Genomic DNA, 13,886 nt, shown 5'->3' with positions numbered 1-13,886 from the left:
AAAAACCTTCAAGATATATCTTCATAAAATTTCAGCACGCCGATTGTCCCGGTCAATCCGCCACCCCTGCGGCCTGTCGGGATCATCGGAAACATGGGCGACATAGCCCGCCCCCGGCGCTTCCCAATCCGCCGCCGCCATTGCCGCCCCATCGCGCGCCAGCCAGCGCCCATCACGCGGAAATTGCGCGAAATCCCCCGCCCGCCGCCGGGCCGAAAGCGCCGCGACATCATCCTCCAGCGCCTCGTCCCGCGCCGACCAGTCGACCCAGCCGATCGCGCTGTCCTGACAATAGGCATTGTTGTTGCCCTGCTGCGTCCGGCCAAATTCATCGCCCGCGCTCAGCATGATCGTGCCGGTCGAGGCGAACAAAGTGCCCAGCAGCGCGCGCGCATCCGCCCCCCGCCGCGCGTTCACCTCGGGCGAATCGCTTGGTCCCTCAACGCCATTGTTCCAGCTGTGATTCTCGCCATGCCCATCGCGGTTATCCTCGCCATTGGCGTGGTTGTGGCGCTGTTCATAGGCCACCATATCGGCCAGCGTGAAGCCATCATGCGCGGCCAGGAAATTGACGCTGCGGCATTGCTGCTCGCCAAACACATCCGCGCTGCCCGCCATCCGCGTGGCCAGCGCGCCCAGCCCTCCCTCGCCCTTCCAGAACCGCCGCACATCATCGCGAAACGCATCATTCCATTCCAGCCAGCCCGCCGGAAAGCGCCCCAATTGATAGCCGCCCGGCCCGATATCCCACGGCTCGGCAATCATCACCCGGTCGGCCAGAACGGGATCACCGGCGATCTCGGCAAAGATCGGCGCATCGGGATCAAACCCCGGCCCGCGCGCGATCACCGGCGCCAGATCGAAGCGAAACCCATCCACCCCGCATGTGACAACAAAATGCCGCAGCGCCGCCAGCGTCAATTCGCGCACCGCCGGATTGGCAAAATCCAGCGTATTCCCGCAACCCGTATCGTTGATCAGCGCCCCATCCGGCGCATGGGCATAGGCCGCATCATCCAGCCCGCGCAGCGACAGCACGCCGCCCAGCACATCGCTCTCACCCGTATGGTTGAACACCAGATCAAGGATCACCCCGATCCCCTCGGCGCGCAAAGCCGCCACCGTCTCGCGCAATTCCATCACCCCGCCGGGGCACAGGCCGGGGTCCAGCGCCATCATCGCCACCGGATTATAACCCCAGAAATTGCGCAGACCCAAGGGCGGCAAATGGCGCTCATCCAGCCAGGCCACAATCGGCATCAGCTCCACCGCGCCCACGCCCAGCTTCTTCAAATACGCGATAATCGCGGGATGCGCCAGCGCCGCCACCGTCCCGCGCTGCGCCTCCGGCACATCGGGGTGCAGCAGGGTAAAGCCGCGCACATTGACCTCATAGATCAACCCGCCCGGCGCGAAACAGGGCGGCAGAGGCGCGACCGGCGGCATTGCGCCCGGCACAATCGCACGCGGCACAATCGCCCCCGTATCCACGCCATAGACCGCCAGCATCGGATCCTGAACAAAGCGGCGATCCAATTCCACCGCATAGGGATCGACCAGCAATTTGGCCGGATCGAACCAGCGCCCGTTTTGCGGATCCCACGTCCCATCGGCGCGATAGCCATAGCGCGCGCCTGCCCGGTCTCCCGGCAGGCTGACGCGCCAATTATCCCCTTCGCGCGCCATAGCAACGCACACCTCAGCCTGCCCTTCAAACAGGCAGAGCCACACCGCAGCGGCCAGCGGGGCGCGCACCGCGAAATGGGTCGCGCCCGCCTCTACCCACGCGCCGTAACGCGCCATCAGGTGATGACGCTGGGCTCGGTCCGCCCGGTGTGGCGCGCGATGCCCGCGATGCCATCGGCCGCCGCGATCAGATCGGCCAGCTTGACCGGCGTCTCGCCCGCCAGATCGCCACCCACCGGCTCATATCGCTCCAGATAGACGCGCAGGGTCGCCCCTTCGGTGCCCGTGCCCGACAGGCGGAAGACGATGCGGCTGCCGCCCACAAACAGGATGCGCACGCCCTGATTGGTGGACACCGAGCCATCGACCGGATCGGTATAGGCGAAATTGTCCGCCGTCTCGATGGTCAGCCCCTCGAAAACCTGCCCCGGCAAAGTGGCCAGCGCCCCGTTCAATTCGCCCATCAAGGCATTGGCCGCCTCGGTCGGCAGGCCCTCATAATCGTGGCGGGCATAGTAATTGCGCCCGAACTTGGCCCAATGTTCCGCCGCAATCTGCGCCACCGGCTGTTTGCGCACGGCCAGAATGTTGAGCCAGAGCAGCACCGCCCAGAGCCCGTCCTTTTCGCGCACATGGTCGCTGCCGGTCCCGGCGCTTTCCTCGCCGCAGATCGTGGCCATGCCCGCATCCAGCAGATTGCCGAAGAATTTCCACCCCGTGGGCGTCTCAAAGGCGGGAATGCCAAGGCTCTGCGCCACAAGGTCCGCCGCCGCGCTGGTCGGCATGGAGCGCGCAATGCCCTTGAGGCCCCCCGCATAGGCGGGCGCCAGATGCGCATTGGCCGCCAGCATCGCCAGAGAATCCGAAGGCGTCACGAAAATCCCGCGCCCCACGATCAGGTTCCGATCGCCGTCGCCATCCGACGCCGCGCCGAAATCGGGAGCGTCGGGCCCGAACATCGTTTCAAACAATTCATGGGCATGGACCATATTGGGGTCCGGATGATGCCCGCCAAAATCCTCCAGCGGCACGCCATTCTTCACCGTGCCGGGCGCAAAGCCGAGGCGCTTTTCCAGAATTTCATGCGCATAGGGGCCGGTGACGGCATGCATGGCATCAAAGCTCATCGTCAGCCCACCGGCGACAGCGGCCCGGATCGCTCCGAAATCGAACAGCTTTTCCATCAGCGCGGCATAGTCGGCCACGCTGTCGATCACCTCGACCGCCATGCCCGCCACATCGACCACGCCCAGCGTATCGAGATCAATGTCGGCCGTATCCACCGCGCGCCATTCGGTGATTTGCGTGGTGCGCTGATAGATCGCCTCGGTCACGCCCTCGGGCGCGGGGCCGCCATTGGCGATGTTATACTTGATCCCAAAATCCTCATCCGGGCCGCCCGGATTGTGGCTGGCCGACAGGACCAGCCCCCCGCTGGCGCCATATTGGCGGATCACGTTGGAGGCCGCAGGCGTCGAGAGAATGCCCCCCTGACCCACCAGCACGCGGCCATAGCCATTGGCGGCGGCCATGCGGATCGCCTGCTGGATCACGGTGCGGTTGTGATAGCGCCCGTCGCCGCCGATCACCAGCGTGGCCCCATCGCCCCGCTCGACCACGTCGAACACGCTCTGGATAAAGTTTTCCGCGTAATTGGGCTGGGCAAAGACCTTCACCTTCTTGCGCAGGCCCGAAGTGCCCGGCTTTTGCCCGGCAATCGGCTGGGTGGCCTGAGTGATGACCTGTGGGGTCAGGGTCGTTGCGGTCATGCTGGCGAATTCTCCAAAGCGATGGATCTGTATAAATGCGCATAGGCGGCGCCCGATTGACGCCAGGTAAAATCGGCGGACATTCCGGCTTTTTGCATCGCGCGCCACACATCCTGCTGGGAATAAAGCAGGATTGCACGACTGATTGCGCCCGAAAGCGAGGCATAGTCAACTGTTGCGAATTGCAAGCCCGTGGCCGCCCCGGCCTTGACCGCGGCCAGATTGGCATCGACCACCGTATCGGCCAGCCCCCCTGTGCGCGCCACCACCGGTACGCAGCCATAGGCCAGCCCGTACAATTGCGTCAGGCCGCAAGGCTCGAACCGGCTGGGCACAAGGATGGCATCGCCCCCCGCCTGCATCCGGTGCGAGAGCGCCTCGTCATAGCCGATGCGCAGGGCCACGCGCCCCGGATGGCGCGCGGCGGCGGCGGAAAGCTCGCCCACCAGCCCCGCATCGCCCGAGCCCAGCAGCGCCAGACGCCCGCCCAGCCCAACCAGATGATCGATGCACTGCGCCAGCACATCCATGCCCTTTTGCCACGTAAGACGGCTGACCACGATGAAGAGCGGGCCGTCGTCGCGCTCAAGGCCAAATTCGGCCTCCAGCGCGCGTTTGTTGGCCTGTCGTTTGGCAAGGCTTCGCACGGTAAACTGGCTCTTGATCGCCGCGTCGGTGGCCGGGTTCCATTCGGCCGGGTCGATGCCGTTGACAATGCCATGCACCTGCGCGCCCCGGCTGCGGATCAGCCCTTCCAGCCCCATGCCGAAATGCGGCTCGCGGATTTCCAGCGCATAGGTGGGTGAAACGGTGGTGATCGCATGAGCCGCCTCCAGCCCGGCCTTCAACAGCCCCACGCCGCCGTGATATTCCACCCCGTTCATCGCCCATGCCTCGGCAGGCAGGCCGATCTCATGAAACAGCGCGGCAGGGAAATGGCCCTGAAACGCCATGTTGTGGATCGTCATCACGCTGGGAACGGAATGCCCGCCATAGGGCGCGAATTTGAGATAGGCCGGAGCCAGACCCGCCTGCCAATCGTGAGCGTGGAGGAGGTCGAAGGTCATCCCCTCGACAATGCCCCCCGCCACATCGGCCGCCGCCCGCGCAAAGACGGCAAAGCGAAGTCCATTGTCGGGCCAGTCCTGCCCCGCATCATTGCCATAAGGCCCGCCGGGGCGGTCAAACAGCGCCGGGCAATCGAGCACCAACAAGGGCGCGCCATCACCCGCGCCATCCAGCGTTCCGGCCAGCAGCCGCGCGGGATGGCCACAGATCGCCTCCCATTCGTGGAGAACCTTTGGCCCCGCCGCTTTTGCGCGCTTGGATTTGGGCGCCGGATATTGCGCCGCCAGCCGCGCCAGAACCCCCGGATAGCCCGGCAGCATCGTGGTCATCGCCACCCCATGCGGGGCGACCGCGGCGGGCAGCGCCCCCGCCACATCGGCCAGCCCGCCGGTCTTGATGAAAGGCACGGCCTCCGAGGCGAGGCTGAGGACGCGCAGGGTCATGTCTCCCAATCCCTTCAATCCAGATCCAGCGCCTGTATCATCCGCTTGGTGATGAGGCAGACGCCGTTTTCAGTGCGGCGGAAACGCTTGGCGTCCAGTTCGGGGTCCTCGCCCACCACCAGACCTTCCGGGATGCGCACGCCCGAATCGATGATCACGCGCGAGAGTTTGGCATGACGCCCGATGTTGCAATAGGGCAGGATCACCGCCTCATTGACCTCGGACCAACTGCCCATCTTCACGCCCGTAAACAGCAGCGAGCGATAGGCCGTCGCGCCCGACACGATGCAGTCCTGCGAGATCAGCGAACGGATCGCATGGCCCCGGCGCCCTTCCTCGTCATGGACGAATTTGGCGGGCGCGGCCACGACCTGATCGGTCCAGATGCGCCAGTCGCGGTCATACATGTTGAGCATCGGCACGGTATCGGTCAGATCGAGATTGGTCTCGAAATAAGCATCCAGCGTGCCGACATCGCGCCAATATTCGCCGATCTCATCGGCCGCCCGAACACAGCTTTCGGTAAAGCGATGCGCCACCGCCTTGCCGCCCTTGACGATCTTGGGGATCAGATCATTGCCGAAATCATGCGTGCTGATCGGATTGGCCGCATCCTCGCGCAGCAGTTCGAACAGAAATTTGGTGTCGAACACATAAATGCCCATCGACGCCAGCGACCAGCCCGGCTTGCCCGGAATTTCGGGCGGATTGATCGGCTTTTCGACGAAATCGGTGATGACATCATTGCCGTCCACCGCCATCACGCCAAAGCCGCTGGCCTCCTTTTGCGGGACCACCAGACAGCCGATCGTCACATCCGCGCCGCTGTTCACATGCTGGCGCAGCATCAGTTCATAGTCCATTTTATAGATATGGTCGCCCGCCAGGATGACCATATATTTGGGACCATAGCTCTCGATGATATCGATATTCTGATAAACGGCGTCGGCGGTACCCTCGTACCACTGGGTTTCGGATACGCGCTGGCTGGCGGGCAGGATGTCGAAGCTTTCGTTACGTTCCGGGCGCATGAAATTCCACGCGCGGTTCATGTGGCGGATCAGGCTGTGCGCCTTGTACTGCGTGGCCACGCCGATGCGCCTGATCCCTGAATTGATCGCATTCGACAGGGCAAAGTCGATGATCCGGCTCATTCCCCCGAAATAGACCGCAGGCTTAGCGCGATTGTCGGTCAGTTCCTTGAGCCTGCTGCCCCGCCCCCCGGCCAAGACATAGGCCATCGCCTCACGAGCCAGAGGCTGGCTATTCGTATCGCGCATCATACCCTCCCATTCACGCCGCAGCTTCGATCCATTCCAGCATAATCGTGGCAAGAGGCGGCAGCGTGACCAACGCCGCGCCATTTTGCGCCACAACCTGCCCCATATTGCCCAAGCCCGTGCCGCCATAGATGGTTGCATCGGTGTTGATGATTTCGCGCCATACCCCCTCGCGCGGCAAAGGCAGGCGGTACGAGCCATGCACCTGGGGCGTCATATTGCTGATGACCGCCACACAGCCGCCATCGCCGGCATGGCGCACCCATGCAAACACACTGGCCAGCGCATCATCGACCACCAGCCATTGGAACCCCTCGCCCTCGCAATCGCGGGCATGGAGCGCGGGCGTCTCGCGATAGGCGCGGTTGAGATCGCGCACGAGGCTGCGCATCCCCTCATGCGCGGGTTGGCCCAGCAGATCCCAATCAAGGCTGCGCTCCTCGCTCCATTCGCGAAGCTGGGCAAATTCCTGCCCCATGAACAGCAGCTTCTTGCCCGGATAGCCCCACATCAACCCGTAATAGGCGCGCAGATTAGCGAATTTCTGCCACTCATCGCCCGCCATCTTGTTGACCAGGCTGCCCTTGCCATGGACCACCTCGTCATGGCTGATCGCCAGCACGAAATTCTCGGCAAAGGCATACATCAGGCCAAAAGTGATGTCGTTATGGTGATGGCGCCGGTGGATGGGATCGCGCGCCATATAGCGCAGCGTGTCATGCATGAAGCCCATGTTCCACTTGAAGCCAAAGCCCAGCGCGCTGCGATTGTCCTCCACCGCCGGTTGTGTCACGCCCGGCCATGCGGTCGATTCCTCGGCCACGGTGAAGAAGCCGGGGAACTGGCCATAGACCGCCCGGTTGACGGCGCGCAGGAAATCCACCGCTTCCCAATTCTCGCGCCCGCCCGCCTCGTTGGGGATCCATTCGCCCGCCTTGCGGCTGTAATCGCGATAGAGCATCGAGGCCACCGCATCGACGCGCAGCCCGTCGACATGATAGCGCTCGGCCCAGAACAGCGCATTGTTGACGAGGAAGGAGGACACTTCCCGCCGCCCGAAATTATAGATCGCGGTGTTCCAGTCGGGGTGAAAACCCAGACGCGGATCGTCGTGTTCATACAGCGCCGTGCCGTCAAAGCGCGCCAGCCCATGCGCATCGGTGGGGAAATGCGCGGGCACCCAGTCGACCAGCACGCCGATCCCGGCCCGGTGCGCCCCATCGACAAAGCGGGCAAAGCCTTCGGGCGGCCCAAAGCGCGCCGAAGGGGCAAACAGGCCCAGCGTCTGATAGCCCCATGACGGATCATAGGGATGTTCGGCAATCGGCAGGAATTCGATATGGGTAAAGCCCATCTCCACCACATAGGGGATCAGCTTTTCCGCCATGGCGTCCCAGTCGAGGAACCAGTCCTTATCATCGCGCATCCATGATCCGGCGTGGACCTCATAGATGCTGATGGGCGCGCGGCGCGGGTCGACCTTGGCCCAATAGTCGCGGTGGGTTTCATCGCCCCAGTCCTGTTTCACCGGATGGGCGGTCAGGCTGGCGGTGGAGGGGCGCAATTCGCCCGCCTGCCCCCATGGGTCGGCCTTGAGCGGCAGGACCGTGCCATCGGCCCCGACGATGCGGTATTTATACGCTGAACCCACGCCCACGGTGGGCACGAAGATTTCCCACACGCCGATGTCGGCGCGGCGGCGCATCGGGTGGCGCCGATGGTCCCAATCGTTGAAATCGCCCACCACGCTGACCAGCGCGGCATTGGGCGCCCAGACCGCAAAATGCACGCCCTCGCTGCCCTGATGGCTGATGCAATGCGCGCCCAGCTTGTCGAACAGGCGCAGGTGATGGCCCTCGTTGATGAGGTAATCGTCGAGCGGACCAAGGACCGGCCCATAGGAAAAGGCATCCTCGACAAACCAATGCGCGCCCAGCGCCCCGACGCGATAACGCAAGGGTTGGGGCGCCCCGGCGATCACGCCTTCAAACAGACCCCGGTCATCCACCAGCGCCAGTTCGCCCAGTTCCGTCCCGTCCAGCGCGCAGGCCACCGCGACCTGCGCCCCGGGCAGGACAGCCCGGACAAAAGTGCCCCCCGGCCCCTCATGCGGCCCCAACAGGGAAAAGGGATCGCCATGCGATCCATCGAGCAGGGCGGCAATGGCGGTCGGGTCGGGCTTCACTTGGATATTGTCCTTATTTCACGCCCCAGATGTCGCGCGCATATTCGCCAATGGTGCGATCAGAGGAGAACCAGCCGACATTGGCAATGTTGTGAATGGCCGCCTTGCGCCAGCCCGCTTCGTCCATCCAGCGCGCATCCACGGCGCGCTGGGCCTGAGCATAGGAGTCGAAATCGGCGGCCACAAGGAACCAGTCGCTATCATAGAGACCGCCCATCAGCCCCTTGTAGCGGTCGCGGTCATCGGGGCTGAACACGCCGCTGGCAATGGCCTGCACCGCCTGACGCAATTCGCGGTTGCCCTCGATGATGGCGCGGGGGTTATAGCCATTGGCGCGGGTGTCCTCCACCTCTTGCGCGGTCATGCCGAAGATGACGATGTTATCGTCGCCCACCCGGTCCTTGATCTCGATATTCGCCCCGTCCAGCGTGCCGATGGTCAGCGCACCATTCAGCGCGAATTTCATATTGCCCGTGCCGGACGCTTCCATGCCCGCCGTGCTGATCTGTTCCGACAGGTCGGCGGCGGGGATAATGCGTTCGGCAAAGCTGACATTGTAATTGGGGACGAACACCACCTTGAGCAGCCCGCCCACGCTGGGATCGGAATTGACGCGGCGGGCAATGTCATTGGCCAGTTTGATGGTCAGCTTGGCATTGTGATAGCTGGACGCCGCCTTGCCGCCAAAGATCTTGACGCGCGGCACCCAGTCCTTTTCCGGGTGGCTGCGGATCTGGTCATAAAGCGCGACGGTCTCGACCAGATTGAGCAACTGGCGCTTATATTCATGGATGCGCTTGATCTGGACGTCGAACAGGGCATCGGGATCGAGCCGCACGCCCATCAATTGCTTGATATGGTTGGACAGCGCCACCTTATTGGCGCGCTTGACCTCGGCAATGCGTTCGCCAAATTGCGCGTCGCCCGCCAAGGCGTTCAGATCGGCCAGCTTTTCGGCATCATCCAGGAACGCATCGCCGATCCCCTCGCGGATCACCCGCGTCAGGCCCGGATTGCATTGTTGCAGCCAGCGGCGCGGGGTGACGCCATTGGTCTTGTTGTTGATCCGCGCGGGATACAGCTTGTGCAGATCGGAAAAGACCGTGCTCTTCATCAGATCGGTGTGCAGCGCGGCCACGCCATTGACGCTGTGCGCGCCGACAAAGGCCAGATTGGCCATGCGCACCCGCCGCTCGCCATGTTCGTCGATCAGGCTAATGGCGGCAATCTGCTCGCCGCTCATCCCGGCCTTGCGCGCCTCACGCAGCACGCGGCTGTTGATGGCATAGACGATCTGCATATGGCGCGGCAAAAGCCGTTCGAACAAAGGCAGCGGCCAGCTTTCCAGCGCCTCGGGCAGGAGCGTGTGGTTGGTATAGCCGATGGTGCCCTTGGTCACCTCCCACGCCTCGTCGAATTCCAGATGATGGACGTCGATCAACAGCCGCATCAGTTCGGCGACGGCCACGCTGGGGTGGGTGTCGTTCAACTGGATCGCGGCCATTTTCGGCAGATTGCGCACGTCCTTGTCGGCCTGAAGATGGCGGCGCAGGATATCCTGAATGGAGGCGCTGGAGAAGAAATACTCCTGACGCAGCCGCAATTCCTGACCCGCAGGCGTATTGTCGGCCGGATAAAGCACGCGCACCAGAGAGTCCGCCTTGACCTGTTCGGCCAGAGCGCCCGCATGGTCGCCCGCGTTGAAGGCATCCAGCCGCAGCGGATCGAGCGCCCATGCCGTCCACAGGCGCAGCGTGTTGACCCGCTTGCCCCGCCAGCCCACCACGGGCGTATCGACGGCGCTGGCCTCAACCTGCTCGGCCGGATGCCACACCACCCCGCCGTTGCCCTCGATCACTTCCCCGCCGAAACCGACGCGATAGGCGCTTTCGCGGCGATCAAACTCCCAAGGATTGCCATGCGCCAGCCATGTTTCGGGCAATTCCACCTGCCAGCCATCGTCGATCCGCTGGCGGAACATGCCATTCACGTATCGGATGCCATAGCCATAGGCCGGAATATCCAGGCTTGCCAAACTCTCCATAAAGCAGGCCGCAAGCCGCCCAAGCCCGCCATTGCCCAGCGCCGCATCCGGCTCCAGCTCCTCCAGTTGGGCCAAATCGAACCCATGTTCGCGCAGCGCCGCTTCCATCTCGCGCGTTACGTCCAGATTGGAGAGCGCATCGCGCATTAACCGCCCGATCAGGAACTCCAGACTCAGATAGTAAACCCGCTTGCCCTCTTCCTCATAGGTACGGCGGGTCGATTCAAACCAGCGGTCGATGATCCGGTCGCGCACCGAAAGCACGGCGGCGTGAAACCAGTCATGCGGCTTGGCGGCGCGCTCGTCCTTGCCCACGCGGTGGCGCAGAACATCGACAATCAAATCGCTGATCGAGGGCTGGGAATCTGTCTGGGACTGGCTCATGCAACGATACTCCCCATGATGCCCGAAGCGCCCTTTGGCCGCCCGAGACGCTGATGTCCTGTCCTCCCCCAACCGACGTCGCGCCTTGCCTCTGATGAGCGCATAGGTGTTTTCGCGTCGCTTCCTTTGCAGGAGACTAGGACAGCTTTGCCCGAGCCGACAAGGTGTGATGCAATCTATTGTCACAATTTCCTGCCCTGTCGATGATGCTCCTTTGGCAATACGTATGTCATCGCGGCGCAGCACTCTTGGCGCTGCGGCGCAGCAATGCCAGAATAAAGGACATCGGCGCCTTCCCGCGCCGCCATGCTGCGGAGCCGCGCGATGAGTGATGCCAGTTGTGAAGAGATGCCATGGTGGCGCGGGGCGGCGATCTATCAGATCTATCCGCGCAGCTTTGCCGACAGCAATGGCGACGGCATCGGCGACCTGCCGGGCATCACCGCCCGCCTGCCCCATATCGCCTCCCTTGGCGTCGAGGCAATATGGATCAGCCCGTTCTTTACCAGCCCGATGGCCGATTACGGCTACGACGTGGCGGACTATCGCGATGTCGATCCGATCTTCGGCACGCTGGCCGATTTCGACGCGCTGATCGCCCGCGCGCATGAATTGGGGATCAAGGTCACCATCGACCTGGTGTTCGCTCATACCAGCGATGCCCATCCGTGGTTCGCCGGCAGCCGCGCATCGAAAGAGGGCGATCATGCCGACTGGTATGTCTGGCGCGACGCCAACCCGGACGGCACCCCGCCCAACAACTGGCAATCGGTGTTTGGCGGCCCGGCATGGACATGGGACGCCCGGCGCCAGCAATATTACTATCACCAGTTCCTGAAGGATCAGCCCCAGCTCAACGCGCATCACCCGGCGGTGCAGGACGCCTGCCTTGATGTCATGCGCTTCTGGCTGGATCGCGGGGTGGACGGGTTCCGGCTCGATGCTTTGAACCACGCCTTTTTCGATCCCGACCTGCGCGACAATCCGGTGTCGCGGGGGCATCATATCCGCACCCGCCCCTTCGATTTTCAGGACAAGATCCACAGCCAGAACCACCCCGCCGCCATCCCCTTCATCGAGCGGATCGGCGCGCTCTACGGCGAATATGGCGCGATCTTCACTGTGGCCGAGGTGGGCGGCGATGGCGCGGTGGGGCTGATGAAGGATTACACGGCGGGCGACGCGCGCCTGTCGAGCGCCTACAGTTTCGACTTTCTCTATGCCCCCGAATTGACGCCGCAGCGGATCAAGAGCTCGCTTGGCCAATGGCATGGCGAGGCGGGCGAAGGCTGGCCAAGCTGGGCCTTTGAAAACCACGATGCGCCGCGCCATATCTCGCGCTGGGCAGAAGGCGCGGATCTGACCGCCTATGCCCGGCTGACCATGGCGCTGCTGATCGCGCTGCGCGGCAATATCTTCCTCTATCAGGGGCAGGAACTGGCGCTGACGCAGGACGAGATCCCTTTCCACCTGCTCAAAGACCCAGAGGCCATCGCCAACTGGCCCCTGACGCTGAGCCGCGACGGGGTGCGTACGCCAATGCCATGGCAATCGGACGCGCCCCATGGCGGCTTTACGACAGGCGAACCATGGCTGCCTTTGTCAGAGGCCAATATCGCCCGCGCCGCCGCCACGCAGGAGGCCGATCCGGCCAGCCCGCTGCAATGGACCCGCGCGATGCTGGCCCTGCGCCGGGGCAGCGCGGCCCTGCGCCTCGGCGCGATGGAGGATGTGCATACCCATGGCATGTTGCTGCATTTCGCAAGGGCTTGGGGGGACGAACGGCTGCATTGCGCCTTCAACCTCGGCGCCGCGCCCATGCGCCATGCCTGTCCGCCCGGCGCGCTGATGCTCTCGGTCAATGGCGGCGGGGCCGCGCAATTGCCGCCATTCGGCGCAGTTTTCATTCGACAGGCATTGGGCTAACACGCCCGGCATGACATTGCCCATTGATGACGATCATGCCGCCCTGGCCGCGGCGGCAGCGCATGGCGGCGCGCTTTGCACAGTCGTGGGGATCGACGGCAGCTGGTCGCGGCGCTGGGGCGCGCAACTGGCGGTGCTGGGCGATGGGCGCATGGTCGGATCGCTGGCCGATGGCTGCCTCGAAGCCGCGCTGATGCGCGAGGCCATGGCGGGCAGAGAGCCCCGCGTGCTGCGCTATGGCGCGGGTTCGCCCTTTATCGACGTCCGCCTGCCCTGCGGTTCGGGGGTTGAGGTGATGGTCGATCCGGCCCCCGATGCCGATGCATTGCAGGGCGCGGTGGCGGCGCTGAAGCGGCGCGAGGTGGCGCATCTGCCGCTGGGCGCGGGCTTTACCCGACGCTACCTGCCCCGTCTGCGCCTGCTCGTGCTGGGCAGCGGGCCGGAAGCCGCGACCCTCGCCGCCATGGGTCGCGCGCAGGGGATCGAGGTGTTGCTGGCCACGCCCCATGGGCAGGCCGGAGATGCCATCATGTCGCTGGGCCAGCCCCCCGCCCTGCCCGATGATTGGACGCCCGATGCATGGACCGCCGTGGCCGTCCTGTTCCACGACCACGAATGGGAGCGCACGCTGATCCCATGGGCAATGGGGAGCGATGCCTTCTATGTGGGCGCGCAGGGCGGCGCGAAAACGCGGGCGAACCGGGTGGATTTGCTGTCCTCGCTGGGTTTCGACGGGGCCGCGCTGGCGCGTCTGCATTCGCCCATCGGGTTGATCCCGGCCACGCGGACGCCCTCGGTGTTGGCGCTATCCGTGCTGGCCGAGGTGGTGGGGGCTTATGAGGGGTTGTTGGGGTAGGGTTTGAGGCAGGTGTGCCTCCGGCGGGCAAAGGGACTCGTCCCTTTGCAATCCCATTCTGGAGTGGTGGGAAGTTGGCGAGGTGGCGCGATGAGTTTTAAAGCCTGCGGCGCGGCGAGGCAGCGCTGAAAAGCGCCGCAGGCTTTAAAAATTCAAACCGCCCGTCTGACACAAACCGCCGCCCCCATAGCACAACGCCGACAGTATCGGGATTGCAAAGGGCCCCCGCCCTTTGCCCGCCGGAG

Annotated in this window: 8 protein-coding genes; 2 read left to right on the top strand and 6 right to left on the bottom strand. The window is 64.0% G+C overall.

All coding sequences use genetic code 11. From position 1 onward, the window contains the following. Positions 1 to 21 precede the first annotated feature (21 nt). From glgX to FHW92_RS05285, 6 genes are read right to left on the bottom strand one after another with little or no spacing between them, the layout of a single operon-like run. Positions 22 to 1,803: a glycogen debranching protein GlgX gene (gene glgX / locus FHW92_RS05310; RefSeq protein ID WP_168602234.1), complete on the bottom strand. Its 1,782-nt coding sequence runs from the start codon at positions 1,801 to 1,803 to the stop codon at positions 22 to 24. Then, on the bottom strand, positions 1,803 to 3,455 hold the full coding sequence (locus tag FHW92_RS05305; protein WP_168602233.1) for an alpha-D-glucose phosphate-specific phosphoglucomutase: 1,653 nt from the start codon (positions 3,453 to 3,455) through the stop codon (positions 1,803 to 1,805). The genes glgX and FHW92_RS05305 overlap by 1 nt, the downstream gene beginning before the upstream one ends. Continuing rightward, positions 3,452 to 4,966, bottom strand: coding sequence for a glycogen synthase GlgA (gene glgA, locus FHW92_RS05300; protein WP_168602232.1), 1,515 nt, complete (start codon positions 4,964 to 4,966; stop codon positions 3,452 to 3,454). The genes FHW92_RS05305 and glgA overlap by 4 nt, the downstream gene beginning before the upstream one ends. Before the next feature lie 14 nt (positions 4,967 to 4,980). Continuing rightward, positions 4,981 to 6,246 carry a glucose-1-phosphate adenylyltransferase gene (glgC, locus tag FHW92_RS05295; RefSeq protein ID WP_168602231.1) on the bottom strand — a complete coding sequence of 422 codons (1,266 nt, stop codon included), beginning with the start codon at positions 6,244 to 6,246 and terminating at the stop codon, positions 4,981 to 4,983. 13 nt (positions 6,247 to 6,259) lie between these two features. Next, a complete protein-coding gene (glgB, locus tag FHW92_RS05290) occupies positions 6,260 to 8,431 on the bottom strand; it encodes a 1,4-alpha-glucan branching protein GlgB (protein ID WP_168602230.1) in 2,172 nt (723 codons plus the stop codon). 13 nt (positions 8,432 to 8,444) lie between these two features. Continuing rightward, positions 8,445 to 10,859, bottom strand: coding sequence for a glycogen/starch/alpha-glucan phosphorylase (locus tag FHW92_RS05285; protein WP_168602229.1), 2,415 nt, complete (start codon positions 10,857 to 10,859; stop codon positions 8,445 to 8,447). A gap of 324 nt (positions 10,860 to 11,183) precedes the next feature. On the opposite strand from FHW92_RS05285, the gene FHW92_RS05280 reads away from it, so the two are divergent. Further along, positions 11,184 to 12,785, top strand: coding sequence for an alpha-amylase family glycosyl hydrolase (locus FHW92_RS05280; RefSeq protein WP_168602849.1), 1,602 nt, complete (start codon positions 11,184 to 11,186; stop codon positions 12,783 to 12,785). A 10-nt stretch (positions 12,786 to 12,795) separates the two neighbouring features. Continuing rightward, positions 12,796 to 13,641 carry an XdhC family protein gene (locus FHW92_RS05275; RefSeq protein ID WP_168602228.1) on the top strand — a complete coding sequence of 282 codons (846 nt, stop codon included), beginning with the start codon at positions 12,796 to 12,798 and terminating at the stop codon, positions 13,639 to 13,641. Positions 13,642 to 13,886: the final 245 nt, after the last annotated feature.

This window comes from Novosphingobium sp. SG707 (genome assembly GCF_012275515.1).
GTDB lineage: Bacteria > Pseudomonadota > Alphaproteobacteria > Sphingomonadales > Sphingomonadaceae > Novosphingobium.
The sequence above is the reverse complement of the archived record's forward strand: the minus strand, read 5'-3'. Positions and strand labels throughout refer to the sequence as shown.